Genomic DNA, 14,686 nt, shown 5'->3' with positions numbered 1-14,686 from the left:
TCTCGCTTTCTCGTGACACCACAGGTCCCCGGGCGGCTCAGGAGAGCCCGAGGTCCTGGTCGATGAGGTCGAACAGCTCCTGGTTGCTGGCCACCCGCAGCCGGTCGGCGACCTCGGCGGTCTCCTCCCGGCGTTCCTCGGCGGTGCCGAGCCGTTCGAGCAGGCTGTGCAGGCGCATCGTGATCCGCACCCGGCCGATGTCGTCCGGGTCGCGCAGCGCGAGGGCGCTCTCCAACTGGTCCAGCTCCGCCAGCGTCGGCAGGGCCTCCACCGACGCCTCGCTGAGCAGTTCGGCCCGCAGGTGCTCGGCCAGCGCCTGCGGCGTCGGGTAGTCGAACACCACCGAGCTGGGCAGGCTCAGCCCCGTCGAGCGGGCCAGCCGGCCCCGCAGCTCCACGGCGGTCAGCGAGTCGAAGCCGAGGTCCCGGAAGGGCCGGCCGGCCTCGACGGCGTACGGGCTGTCGTGGCCGATGACCTCGCCGGCGGCGGTGCGGATGAGGTCCACCAGCAGCCGGGCCTGTTCGGCCTGCGACAGCTCGCCGAGCCGCTTGCGCAGCTCGCCGGCAACCTGGTCGCCGTCCTCGGCGTCGGCGCGTGCCGCCGCGGCCTGGGCGGCCACCTCGGCGATCTCGCTGATCAGCGGCCGGGGCCGGGCGGAGGCGAACACCGGCGCGAAGCGGTCCCAGTCGATGTCGGCGACGGTGAGGGCGGTGTCGTCGCCGTCGAGGCCGGCGCGCAGGGCTGCCATCGCCGGTTCCCGGTCGAGCAGGGACACCCCGCGCCGGCTCATGGCCGCCGCGTGCGCGTCGGTCACCATGCCGCCGCCGGCCCACGGTCCCCAGTTCACCGAGAGGTGCCGGGGACCCCCGGTCGGCCGGGACTGCGCCCAGGCGTCCAGGAAGGCGTTGCCGGCGGCGTACGCGCCGTGGTCGCCGACGCCCCAGACGGCCGCGATGGAGGAGAAGTGCACGACCAGGTCGAGCGGCTCCGGGTCGAGGAACTCGTCCAGGTGCCGGGCGCCGGCGATCTTGCCGGAGACGACGTCGGCGAGTTCCGCCCCGGTCACCGCCGCGACCGGGTTGAGCCGGCCCACCCCGGCGGCGTGCACCACCGCGTGCACGGTCTCGCCGTCGGCGCGCAGGCCACGGACCAGCTCGGCGACCGCGTCCCGGTCGGCCAGGTCGCAGGCCAGCACCCGGGCCTCGGCGCCAAGCGCGGCCAGTTCCGCGACCGCCTCGTCCGCGCCGGGGGCCGCCGTGCCGCGCCGGCTGACCAGCAGCAGTCGCCGCGCGCCGTGCCGGGCGAGCCAGGCGGCGGCGTACCGGCCGACGGCGCCGGTGCCGCCGGTGACCAGGACGGTGCCCGGCGCCTGCCAGTCGGCCGCCGCCTCGGCGCGGGGTGCGCGGGCCAGCCGGCGCAGGTACGTGCCGGAGTCGCGCACCGCGAGCTGGTCCTCGTGCCCGGCGGCGGTGAGCGCCGCCAGGACGTGCTCGGCGGCGGCCGGGGTCAGGGTCTCGGGCAGGTCCAGCAGCCCACCCCAGTGCCGGGGGTGTTCCAGCGCGGCCACCAGGCCGAGGCCCCACGTGGTGGCCTGGGCGGGGCGGGCGACGGGGTCGCCGTCGGCGGTGGCGACGGCCTGCCGGGTGAGCAGCCACAGCGGCACCGGGGGCAGGGCGTCCGTGACCGCCTGCACCAGGGCGAGGTTCGCGGTCAGGCCCAGCGGCACGGCGGGGTGGTCGGGCTGCGGTCGCTCGTCGAGGGCGAGCAGCGACACGATCCGGGTCGGCGCGGCGCCGGCCAGCTGCGCGGCGAGCGCCGTGCGGTCGGCCGTGGCCGGGTCGACGGCGAGCTGCCGCACCGTGCCGCCCCGGGCGGTGACGAGCTCGGCGAGCCTGTCGACGACCGGCTGGTCCGTGCCGCTGTGGACCAGGGTCCACGTGCCGTCGACGGCGCCCGGGGCGAGGGCCTGCGGACGCCAGGTGACCCGGTAGCGCCAGCCGCCGGCGAGGGTGTCCTCCTGCTGCTGGCGCCGCCACCGGTCCAGGTCCGGCAGCAGCTCGCGCAGCGGCCGGTCCGCGTCGAGGCCGAGCCGGCCGGCGAGCGCGTCGCCGTCGCCCGACGCCACGGCCCGCCAGAACGCCGAGTCGACGTCGTCGGGCGCGGCGGCGGGGGTGTGCGCCGGCACCGCGTCGAGGGTCGGCCAGAACCGCTGGTGGTCGAACGCGTACGTGGGCAGGTCCACGGGGCCGGCGCCGGGCAGCAGCCGCGACCAGCGGACGGCCACGCCGTGGCAGTGCAGCCGGGCCACCGCGCCGAGCAGGGTGGCCACCTCGTCCTGGCCGGGCCGCTGCACGCCGGTCACCATGACCGGGGCGTCCGCCGGCAGCGCGTCGGCGGTCAGGGCGGTCAGCACGGTGTCCGGCCCGATCTCCAGGAACCGGGTCACCCCGTGGGCGTGCAGGTGGGTGACGGTGTCGGCGAAGCGGACCGCCTCGCGGACGTGGCGGACCCAGTAGTCGGGGGTGCAGAGCTGCTCGGCGTCGATGACCGCGCCGGTCAGGTTCGACACCAGCGGCACCGTCGGCGGGGCGTACGACAGGGTCGCCGCCACGGCCGCGAAGTCGGCGAGCATCGGCTCCATCAGCGGGCTGTGGAAGGCGTGGCTGACCCGCAGCCGCTTCGTACGCACGCCGAGGCCGGCGAAGTGGTCGGCCAGCCCGGTCAGCGCGTCCTGCGCCCCGGCGACGACGACGGCGGCCGGCCCGTTCACGGCGGCGACGGCGACCTGTCCCGACGTGCCGTCCAGCGCCCGCAGCACGTCGACCTCGGGCGCGGCGACGGCGAGCATCCCGCCGCCGGCGGGCAGGGCCTGCATCAGCCGGCCCCGGTTGCCGACGAGCGCGCAGGCGTCGGGCAGGTCGAGCACCCCGGCCACGTGGGCCGCGCTGATCTCCCCGACGGAGTGCCCGGCCACGAAGTCGGGCCGGATCCCCCAGTGTTCGAGCAGCCGGAACAGCGCCACCTCGACGGCGAAGAGCCCGGCCTGGGTGAAGACCGTCTGGTCGAGCAGGTCGGCCTCGGCGGTGCCGGGCTCGGCGAAGAGCACCGTGCGCAGCGGCCGCGGCAGGTACGCGTCCAGGTGCTGGCACGCCTCGTCGACCGTCGCGGCGAAGACCGGGAACGTCTCGTACAGGCGACGGCCCATCCCGGCGTGCTGGGCGCCCTGGCCGGAGAAGAGCGCCGCCAGCGCGCCGCCGGGCTCGGCGACGCCCCGGGTGAGTCCGGGGTGCTCCTCGCCGGCGGCGAGTGCCCGCAGGCCGGCGAGGGCCGCGTCGGCGTCCGCGGCGAGCAGCACCGCGCGGTGCCGCAGCGGGGAGCGTCCGGTGGCCAGTCCCCGGGCCACGTCGGCGGCGGGCGTCGCGGTGCCCGGCAGCCAGTCGGCCAGCCGGGCCGCTTGGGCGCGCAGGCTGCCGGCGGTGTCGGCCGAGACGACCCAGGGCAGCACCGGCGGTCCGTCGGCCGGCCGGGGCGTCCCGGTGTCGGCCGGCGCGGCGGCGGGCGCCTGTTCGAGGATGACGTGCACGTTGGTGCCGCTAACCCCGAACGACGACACGCCGGCCCGGCGCGGCCGGTCGGCCTCCGGCCACGGCTGCGCCTCGGTCAGCAGCGCGACCGCGCCCGCCGACCAGTCCACGTGCGGCGAGGGCTCGTCCACGTGCAGGGTGGGCGGCAGCAGGTCGTGCTGGAGCGCCATCACCATCTTGATCACGCCGGAGACGCCGGCGGCGGCCTGGGTGTGGCCGATGTTCGACTTGACCGAGCCGAGCAGCAGCGGCCGGTCGGCGGGCCGGTCCCGCCCGTACGTGGCCAGCAGCGCCTGCGCCTCGATGGGGTCGCCAAGGCGGGTGCCGGTGCCGTGCCCGTCGACGGCGTCCACGTCGGCGGCGGTCAGCCGCGCGTTGGCCAGCGCCTGGCTGATCACCCGTTCCTGGGCGGGCCCGTTGGGGGCGGTCAGTCCGTTGCTGGCGCCGTCCTGGTTCATCGCCGACCCGCGCACGACGGCGAGGATCCGGCGGCCGTCGCGCTGGGCGTCGGAGAGCCGCTGCAACATCACCAGGCCGACGCCCTCGCCCCAGCCGGTGCCGTCGGCGGCCCCGGCGAACGACTTGCACCGGCCGTCGAGGGCCAGCCCCCGCTGCCGGGCGAACTCCAGGAACGGGCCGGGGGTGGCCATCACCGTCACGCCGCCGGCGACGGCGACGTCGCACTCGCCCTGCCGCAGGGACTGGCAGGCCAGGTGCAGCGCCACCAGCGACGACGAGCAGGCGGTGTCGACGCTGACGGCGGGGCCCTGCAACCCGAAGTGGTACGCCAGCCGACCGCTGATGACGGCGGCGACGTTGCCGGTGGCCTGGTAGCCCTCGGTCTCGACCCGGGCGGCCATCAGCAGCGTCGCGTAGTCCTGGCCGTTGGTGCCGACGAAGACGCCGGTGTTGGTCTCCCGCATGTCGGCCGGCGCGGTGCCGGACCGCTCGAACAGCTCCCAGGCGCTCTCCAGCAGCACCCGCTGCTGCGGGTCCATCACCATCGCCTCGCGCGGGGAGATGCCGAACAGGGCGGCGTCGAAGCCGGCGGCGTCGGTGAGGAAGCCGCCCTCCCGCACGTACGAGGTGCCGGGCCGGTCGGGATCGGGGTCGTAGATGGCCGCCAGGTCCCAGCCCCGGTCGGCCGGGAACTCCGCGATGCCGTCGCGCCCCTCGGCGACGAGTCGCCACAGGTCCTCGGGGCCGGCGACGCCGCCGGGGTAGCGGCAGCTCATCGAGACGATGGCGATCGGCTCGTCCAGCGCGGCGGCGGCCCGCACGGGCTCGGCCGCCGGGGTGTCGTCGCCGGTGAGTCGGGTCGCCAGGTGCTCGGCGAGGGCGTCGGGCGTCGGGCGGTCGAAGACCAGGGTCGCCGGCAGGTTCAATCCGACCGCCTCGGCGAGCCGGTTGCGCATCTCGACGGCGCTGAGCGAGTCGAAGCCGATCTCCCGGAACGACCGGTCCGCCGCCAACGCCTGCGGCGAGGACAGGCGCAGCACCGCCGCCGCGTGGACCCGTACGAGGTCGAGCAGGACGCGGCGCCGCTCCGGTGCGGCGAGTCCGGCCAGCCGGCCGCGCAGCGGCGAGGCCGCGTCGGGCGCGTCGCCGTCGCGCTGCCCGGCGGCGAGCAGCCGGGCCACCTCGGGGACGTCGGCGATCAGCGGCCGGGGGCGGGCCAGCGTGTAGGTCTGGAGGAACCGGTCCCAGGCGATGTCCGCCACGGTGAGCGTGGTGTCGCCGTGGTCGAGCGCCTCGGCCAGGACGGCGACCGCGAGGTCGGGGCGCATGGCCCGGACGCCCGAGCGGAACATCTGGTCGGCGGCGCCCTCGGCGTCGACCATGCCGCCGCCGTCCCAGGCGCCCCAGGCGATGGCGGTGGCGGCCCGGCCGCGCCGCCGCCGGTCCTCGGCGAGCGCGTCGAGGAAGGCGTTGGCCGCGGCGTAGCCGCCCTGGTGCCCGCCGCCCCAGACGCCCGCGCCGGAGGAGAAGAGCACGAACGCCGACAGCTCGTCGCCGCACACCTCGTCGAGGTTGACCGCGCCGGCCACCTTGGCCCGCAGGGCGTCGGCGAGGCCGGCCACGTCGGTGGCCGCGACCGGTGCGGCGTGGGCGACGCCGGCGGTGTGGAACACGGCCCCGATGCGGGTGCCCTGCCCGGCGAGCCGCTCGACGAGGGCCCGCACGGCGGCGGGGTCGGCGACGTCGCAGGCGGCCACGGTGACGGTGGCGCCGGCGGCGCGCAGTTCGTCCGCCAGCTCGTCGGCGCCGGGCGTGGCGGGGCCCTGGCGGCCGGTCAGCACGAGCTCGCCGGCGCCCTCGCGGGCCAGCCAGCGCGCCACCTGGGCCCCGATCGACCCGAGGCCGCCGGTGACCAGGACGGCGCCGCTGGCGGGACGCCAGTCCCCCGTCGCGGTGCGCTCGGCGCGGGCCCGGACCAGTCGCCGGGCGAACACCCCGGAGGGGCGCAGCGCCAGCTGGTCCTCGGCGTCGACGCCGGCCAGCACCGCCACGAGGCGGCCCCGGTCCCGGGCGTCCAGCTCGGTGGGCAGGTCGACGAGGCCGCCCCAGCGGTCCGGGTGTTCGAGGGCGACCACCCGGCCGAGGCCCCAGAGCATCGCCTGGCGGGGGCGGTCGAGCGGATCGGCCCGGCCGGTGGAGACCGCGCCGGTGGTGGCGCACCACAGGGGAGCGGTGACACCGGCGTCGCCGAGGGCCTGGACCAGGGCGTACGTGCCGGCGAGGCCCGCCGGCACCACTGGGTGGGTCGGGTGCGCGACGTCGTCCAGGCCGAGCAGGGAGAGCACGCCGGCGACGGCGCCGGTACGCCCCAGCCGCTCGGCCAGCGCCTGCCGGTCCGTCTCCGGCACGTCGATCCGGACGACCTCGGCCCCGCCCTCGGTGAGGGCCCGGGCGACGTCGTCGGCCAGGGGGCGCGCGGCGCCGTCCGCCGGCACCAGCAGCAGCCAGGCGCCGGACAGGGTGGCCTCCGGCGCGACGGTCACCGGCTTCCAGGTCACCCGGTAGCGCCACGAGTCCACGGTGGACTCGTCGCGGCGGCGTCGGCGCCACGAGGAGAGCAGCGGCAGCGCGGGGTCGAGGGATCGGGCCGCCGTCTCGTCGATCCGCATGGCGGCGGCCAGCGCCTGCGGGTCGGCGCGTTCCACGGCCTCCCAGAAGTGCCGGTCCGCCTCGTCCTGGCCGGCGGGGGCGGGGCCGGTCGTGACCTGCGGCTGCGGCCAGTACCGCTGGCGCTGGAAGGCGTACGTCGGCAGCTCCACCGGCGGGCCGGTGCGGGCGCCCAGGACGGCCGTCCAGTCCACGGGCACGCCGTGCACGTGCAGCCCGGCGAGGACGGTCAGCATCCGGGGCCAAGCGCCGGTGTCGGTGTCGGCGGCGGCCACCACGACGGCGTCGGCGGCCTGCGCGGTCTCCCGCATCCGGGCGGCGAGCACGGGCCCGGTGGCGGCCTCGACGAGGACCTGGTGGCCCTCGTCGAGCAGGGCGCGCACGACCGGGTCGACGTTGACGCCGTCGGCCAGCCCCCGGTACCAGCGGGCGGCGTCGAGGCCGTCGGTGTCGACCCGTCCGCCGGTCGCGGCCGAGTACAGCGGCACCTCGGCCGCCCCGAGGGTGGTCCCGGCCAGCGCGTCCGGGTCGGCGTCGACCCGGCTGCCGAGGGCGATCGTCCTCGCCGCGTCCTCCAGCGACAGCGCGCCGGCCACGCAGGCGGCCGCGATCTCGCCGTGGGCGTGCCCGAGCACGGCGGCGGGCCGGACGCCGAGCGAGCGCCACCAGCGGGCCAGCGAGACCGCCGCGGCCCACCGGACGGGGTGCGTCACCCGGGGGTCCGTCGCGGGCGGGGCGCCGTCCGCGCCGCGCAGCACGGCGGTGAGCGACCAGTCCACGTGGGGTGCGAGGGCGGCCTCGCAGGCGGCGATCGCGGCGGCGAACTCCGGCGAACGGTCCAGCAGTTCGACGGCCGTGGCGGGCCACGGGTCGCCGTGGCCGGGGAAGACGAGGACCGGGTCGCCGCCGCGCAGCGCGGTGCCGGTGAGCGTGTCGGGGGTGGCCTCGCCGAGGCGGAGCGACTCCAGGGCCCGCGTCAGGCCTACGGTGTCGCGGCCGAGGACGACGGCGCGGTGCCCGAACACGGCCCGGGTGGTCGCCAGGGCGTGCGCGACGTCGGCCGGTTCCAGCTCCGGGTGCGCCGCGAGGTGCGCGCCCAGCCGGGCCGCCTGTTCGCGCAGCGCCGGGGCGTCCACGGCGGAGAGCACCAGGGGTACGACGCCGGCGCGCGGACGGTCGGCGGCGCGTGCGTCGACCGGCTCGGCGGGTGGCTGCTCGATGATCACGTGGGCGTTGGTGCCGGAGATGCCGAACGACGACACCGCCGCCCGACGCGGCCGGCCGACCTGCGGCCACGGGGTGGGCTCGGTCGCGAGGGCCACCGCCCCGGCCGTCCAGTCCACGTGTGGCGACGCCTCGTCCACGTGCAGGGTCGCCGGGACGAGGCCGTGGCGCATCGCCATGACCATCTTGATCACACCAGCCACACCGGCAGCCGCCTGCGTGTGCCCGATGTTCGACTTCACCGACCCCAGCAACAGCGGCCGGTCGACGGGACGCTCCTGCCCGTACGTCGCCAGCAGGGCCTGCGCCTCGATCGGGTCGCCGAGGGTCGTGCCGGTGCCGTGCGCCTCGACGGCGTCCACGTCCGCCGGGGTCAGGCGGGCGTTCGCCAGGGCCTGCCGGATCACCCGCTGCTGTGACGGGCCGTTCGGGGCCGTCAGGCCGTTGGACGCGCCGTCCTGGTTGACGGCCGTGCCCCGCAGCACGGCGTGGATGCGCCGGCCTTCCCGCTGGGCGTCGGAGAGCCGCTGCACGAGCAGGACACCCACGCCCTCGGACCAGCCCGTGCCGTCGGCCGACGCGGCGAACGACTTGCAGCGGCCGTCGGCCGACAGGCCCCGCTGCCGGGAGAACTCGATGAACGTCCCCGGCGTGGCCATCACCGTCACGCCACCGGCCAGCGCCAGATCGCACTCGCCGGAGCGCAACGCCTGCGCGGCGAGGTGCAGCGCGACGAGGCTGGAGGAACAGGCGGTGTCGACGGTGACGGCCGGGCCTTCGAGGCCGAACGTGTAGGCAACCCGCCCGGACAGCACGCTGCCCGAGTTGCCGGTGCCGACGTAGCCCTCGACCTCGCCGGCCAGCTCCATGAGCTGCGACGCGTAGTCGTGGTACATGACGCCGGCGAAGACACCCGTGCGGCTGCCCCGCAGCCGCTGCGGGTCCAGCCCGGCCGACTCGAACGACTCCCACGACGCCTCCAGCAGCAACCGCTGCTGCGGGTCCATCGCCAGGGCCTCGCGCGGCGAGATCCCGAAGAACGCGGGGTCGAACTCGCCGGCGCCGTACAGGAAACCGCCGTGGCGCGTGTACGACGTGCCGGGGTGGTCGGGGTCGGGGTCGAACAGGCTGTCCAGGTCCCAGCCCCGGTCGGTGGGGAACTCCCCGATCCCCTCCCCGCCGGCGGCCAGCAGCGCCCACAACTGGTCGGGCGTCTCGACGCCGCCCGGGTAGCGGCAGGCCATGCCGACGATGGCGAGCGGCTCGTCGACCCGGGTGGTCGTCCGCGCGCCCGGAGCGGCGGTGCCGGCGGCGGCGCCGGCCAGTTCGGCGTGCACGTGGGCGGCGAGCGCCTGGGGCGTCGGGTAGTCGAACACCAGCGTCGAGGGCAGCCGGAGGCCGGTGGCCGCGTTGACGCGGTTGCGCAGGTCGACGGCGGTCAGCGAGTCGAAGCCCAGCTCCCGGAACGCCCGGTCGGCCGGCACGGCCTCCGCGCCGCCGTGCCCGAGCACCTGCGCGACGAGGCCGCGTACCAGCACGTCGATCTGGGCCCGCGCCTCGTCGGCGGCGAGGCCGCTGAGGCGGGTCGCCCAGGTGGTGCCCTGTCCCGCCTGGCGGCGCGTCGTGGTCGTACCGACCAGGTTACGGAGCATCGGCGGCACCGGGCCGGCGCCGGCCGCGGCCCGGAGGGCGGCCAGGTCGATCACGGCCGGTACCAGGGCCGGCCGGCCGGTGGTGAGGGCGGCGTCGAACAGCCGCAGCCCGGTCTCGGCGCTCATCGCGGTGACGCCGCCCCGGGTCGATCGCGCCCGGTCCGCCTCGTCGAGGGACGCGCCCATGCCGGGGGTGTCCCACATGCCCCACGCCAGGCTGACGGCCGGCAGACCCGCCTGCCGCCGGTACGTTGCCAGGGCGTCGAGGAAGGCGTTGCCCGCCGCGTACGCCGACTGGCCCGGCGAACCGAGCACACCCGCCACCGACGAAAACACCACGAACAGGTCCAGGCCCAACGACGCCGTCGCCTCGTGCAGGAACCAACCGGCCGACACCTTGGGCGCCAACACTCCGGCGAGGCGCTCGGCCGTCAGCCCCTCCACGATCCCGTCGTCGAGGACGCCAGCGGTGTGCACCACGCCCGCCAGGCGTTCCCCGGCGCCGACCTCGGCCACCAGGGCGAACACCTGGTCCCGGTCCGTCACGTCGCACGCGGCAATCCGCACCGACGCGCCCAGCGCCGACAACCGCTCCGACAACTCACCCGCGCCCGCAGCCTCCGGACCGCGCCGCGACACCAGCACCAGCGACCGCACCCCGTGCACCGACACCAGGTGCTCCGCCACCAGCGCACCCAACGCACCCGTACCACCGGTCACCAGCACCGCACCGTCACCCACGACCGGCGTCTCCACCGCCGCCGGAGCGACCGCGCGCACCAGACGCGGCACGAACACCCCACCCGCACGCACCGCGACCTGACCACCGAACGCCACCGGCTCGTCGGCCACCGTGGCCAGCACGCCCAACAGCCCGGCGTCCACGTCGCCGTCGACGTCCGCCAGCACGATGCGGCCCGGGTGCTCCGACTGCGCCGACCGCAGCAGACCCCACACCGCCGCACCGCCCAGATCCGTCACCCGGTCCTCGGCACCCACCGACACCGCGCCCCGGGTCACCACCACCAGCCGCGACTCCGCCAGCGCGTCCGCCGCCAGCCAGGACCGGACGCTCGCCAGCACGGCCGTGGTCGCCGCGCGTACCGCCTCGGGGTCGTTGTCGGCGGCGTCCGCCGGCAGGTCGGCACCCTCGTCGTACGCCTCGCCGTGGACCGGGAGGGTCTCCGCCCCGGCGTGGTCGGATCGGCGCAGGCTGCCCGCCGGCACCAGCAGCAGGCGCGGCGCCACGCCCGACGGCCCGGCGGACGCGGTCACCGCTTCGACGTCGGCGAACGCCGGCACGTCGGCGGCGGCGGGCGAGCCCACCAGCGCCCACCCGGAGACGTCCCCGGCCGGGGTGACCTCCTGGGCCTGCCAGGCGACCTCGAACAGCGACCGGGACGACGCGTCCGGGGACGACGACACCCCGGTCAGCTCGCGCAGGGCGAGGGAGTCCACCGACACCACGGCCGCGCCCGACTCGTCGCACGCGACCAGCCGCACCGCCGAACCCGTACGCGACAGCCGCACCCGCAGCACCCGCGCACCCGAGGCGTGCACCTGCACACCCTCGAACGCGAACGGCACCCGCGCACCGCCCGAACCCTCGCCACCCGGCAGCAGCCCGATCGGGTGCAGGGCGGCGTCCAGCAGCGCCGGGTGCACCCCGAATCCCGCCGCGTCGCCCGCCACCTCGTCCGGCAACGCCACCTCGGCGAACACCTCGTCGCCGCCGGTCGTCCACACCCGGCGCAGCCCCCGGAACACCGGCCCGTACACCAGGCCGTGCTCCGCAAGCGCCGGATACCAGCCCGCCACGTCCAGCTCGGACGCGCCGGCCGGCGGCCACTCCCCCAGGCCCGGCTCGTCGGCCGACGCCGGCTCCAGCACACCCTCGGCGTGCCGGATCCACTCCGGGTCGACGGCCTCCTCCGGCTGGGAGTGCACGGTCACCGACCGGGTGCCGACCTCGTCGGCCGCGCCGACGCGCACCTGCACCCGCACCGCGCCGGCCTCCGGCAGCACCAGCGGCGCGGCCACGGTCAGCTCCCGCACCCGCGACGCGCCCACCTCATCGCCGGCCCGGACGGCCAACTCCACCAGGGCGGTGCCGGGCACGATGACCGCGCCGGAGACGACGTGGTCGGCGAGCCACGCGTGCGTCGACGTGGACAGGCGGCCGGTCAGCACCACCATGTCCTCGCCGGCCACGGAGACGGCCGCGCCGAGCAGCGGGTGCCCGGCCGCGCCGAGGCCGGCCCCGGAGACGTCCGTCCACCGGCCCGCCGGCTCCAGCCAGTAGCGCTGGTGCTGGAAGGCGTACGTCGGCAGGTCCAGGTGCCGGCCGCCGGCCCGGTCGAGCAGGTCGGCCCAGCCGACGGTCACGCCGTGCACGTGCAGCAGCGCGAGGGCCTCCAGGAGGGCCTGCGGCTCGGGCCGGTCGTGGCGCGACACCGGGGCCAGCAGGGGCGCGGTGTCGTCCTCCGCCCGCTCGGCGAGGCAGTTCTGGGCCATGGCGGTCAGGACGCCGTTCGGCCCCACCTCCAGGTAGGTGTCGACCTCCTCGGCGCGCAGGCAGTCGACGGCGTCGGCGAAGCGCACGGTGCCGCGTACGTGACGCACCCAGTAGCCCGGGTCGCAGAGCTGGTCGGCGTCCGCGACGCGGCCGGTCAGGTTCGACACCACCGGGATCGTCGGCGGCCGGAACGTCAGCCCCTCGGCGACGGCCGCGAACTCGGCCAGCATCGGGTCCATCCGGGCGCTGTGGAAGGCGTGGCTGACCCGCAGCCGGCGGGTCTGCACGCCGCGCTCGGACCACACCCGCTGCACCTCGTCGAGGGCCTCGACGTCGCCCGCCACCACCACGGCGGCGGGGCCGTTCACGGCGGCCACGTCCAGCCGGCCGGTCAGCCCCGCCAGGGAGGCGGCCACTGCGGCCTCGTCGGCCGCCACGGCGAGCATGCCGCCGCCCGCCGGCAGGGCCTGCATGAGCCTGCCCCGAGCGGCGACCAGCGCGCACGCGTCGGCCAGGGAGAGCACGCCCGCCACGTGCGCCGCCGCGATCTCGCCGATGGAGTGCCCGGCCACCAGGTCCGGCGCGACACCGAGCGACTCGACGAGCCGGAACAGCGCCACCTCGACGGCGAACAGCCCCGCCTGGGTGAAGACCGTCTGGTCCAGCAGCTCCGCCTCGGGCGTGCCCGCCCCGGCGAACAGCACCTCGCGCAGGGGGCGCGGCAGCAGCGGGTCGAGGTGCCCGCACGCCTCGTCGAGGGCGGCGGCGAAGACCGGGAAGGCCGCGTACAGCTCGCGCCCCATGCCGGCGCGCTGCGCGCCCTGGCCGGAGAAGAGGAAGGCCACCCGGCCGCGCGGGGCCGACGCGCCGGTGGTGACGGCGCCGGTCGGCTCGCCGGCGGCGAGGGCCCGCAGCCCGGCGAGCAGGTCGTCCGCGTCGCCGGCCAGGACCACCGCGCGGTGTTCGAGCCCCGCGCGGTTGACCGAGGAGGCCGCGACGTCGACCGGGCGCGGGGAGTCGACGCGGGCGAGGTGGTCGGCCCAGCGGCCGGCCTGCCCGGCGAGCGCCTCGGGCGTACGGGCGGAGAGGAACACCGGGGCGAGCGGGAGCGCCACCGGCGCGTCGGCGGCGGACGGTGCCTCGTCCGTGGCCGGGGCGTCGTCGACGGGCGCCTCCTCCAGGATGACGTGCGCGTTCGTACCGCTGATGCCGAACGACGACACGGCGGCCCGGCGCGGCCGGTCGGTGGCCGACCACGGGCGTGCCTCGGTCAGCAGCGACACCTGCCCGGCGGACCAGTCGATGTGCGGGGACGGCTCGTCGACGTGCAGGGTGGCGGGCATGGTCCGGTGCCGGATCGCCTCGATCATCTTGATCAGTCCGGCGGCGCCCGCGGCGGCCTGGGTGTGGCCCAGGTTCGACTTGACCGAGCCCAGCCAGAGCGGCCCGCCCTCGCCCCGGTCCTGCCCGTACGTGGCCAGCAGCGCCTGCGCCTCGATCGGGTCGCCGAGGGTGGTGCCGGTGCCGTGCGCCTCGACCACGTCGACGTCGGCCGGGGACAGCCGGGCGTTCGCGAGGGCCTGCCGGATCACCCGCTCCTGCGACGGGCCGTTCGGGGCGGTGAGCCCGCTGCTGGCGCCGTCCTGGTTGACGGCGCTGCCCCGGACCACGGCGAGGATGCGCCGGCCGTCACGGCGGGCGTCGGAGAGCCGCTGCAACAGCAGCACGCCGACGCCCTCGGACCAGCCGGTGCCGTCGGCGGCGGCGGCGAACGACTTGCACCGGCCGTCCGAGGCCAGGCCCCGCTGGCGGGAGAAGTCGGCGAAGGTGCCCGGGGTGGACATGACCGTCACGCCGCCGGCGAGCGCGAAGTCGCAGTCGCGCTGGCGCAGCGCCTGCGTCGCGAGGTGCACGGCGACCAGCGACGACGAGCACGCCGTGTCGACCGTGACCGCCGGGCCCTCCAGCCCGAAGGTGTACGCCACCCGCCCGGACACCACGCTGCCGGAGTTGCCGGTGCCGATGTAGCCCTCGACGCCGTCGGGCAGGTCCAGCACCCGTGACGCGTAGTCGTGGTACATGACCCCGGCGAAGACGCCGGTCCGGCTGCCGCGCAGCCGCTGCGGGTCGATGCCGGCGTGCTCGAACGCCTCCCAGGAGGTCTCCAGCAGCAGCCGCTGGTGGGGGTCCATCGCCAGGGCCTCGCGGGGGCTGATGCCGAAGAAGCCCGGGTCGAACTGCGGCGCGTCGTAGAGGAAGCCACCCTGGCTGCTTGTCGACGTGCCCGGGTTGTCCGGGTCGACGTGGAAGAGCCGCTCCAGGTCCCAGCCCCGGTCGGCCGGGAAGTCGCCCACCCCGTCGCCGCCCCGGTCGACGAGGTCCCACAGCTCCGCCGGGCTGGACACGCCGCCCGGGAACCGGCACGCCATCCCGATGACGGCCATCGGCTCGCGGTCCTTGGCCTCCACCTCGCGCACCCGCCGACGCGCGTCGCGCAGGTCGGCAGTCGCACGCCGGAGGTAGTCGAGGAACTCTGCCTCAGTGGGCATCGGGCCACTCCGTATCGGGGTTCGAGGTGTGCGACA

General features: G+C 77.0%; 1 protein-coding gene. It reads right to left on the bottom strand.

Translation table 11 applies throughout. The features are described from left to right. Positions 1-37 precede the first annotated feature (37 nt). Complete coding sequence (locus AC0OO9_RS27230; protein ID WP_484513367.1) at positions 38-14,650, bottom strand: type I polyketide synthase; 14,613 nt, start codon at positions 14,648-14,650, stop codon at positions 38-40. Positions 14,651-14,686 lie beyond the last annotated feature (36 nt).

Source organism: Micromonospora sp. USAFONa4 (assembly GCF_057197825.1).
The sequence above is the reverse complement of the archived record's forward strand: the minus strand, read 5'-3'. Positions and strand labels throughout refer to the sequence as shown.

Excerpts from the sequence above, each read along its gene's own strand:
- AC0OO9_RS27230 (WP_484513367.1), bottom strand. The coding sequence starts at position 14,650 with ATGCCCACTGAGGCAGAGTTCCTCGACTACCTCCGGCGTGCGACTGCC.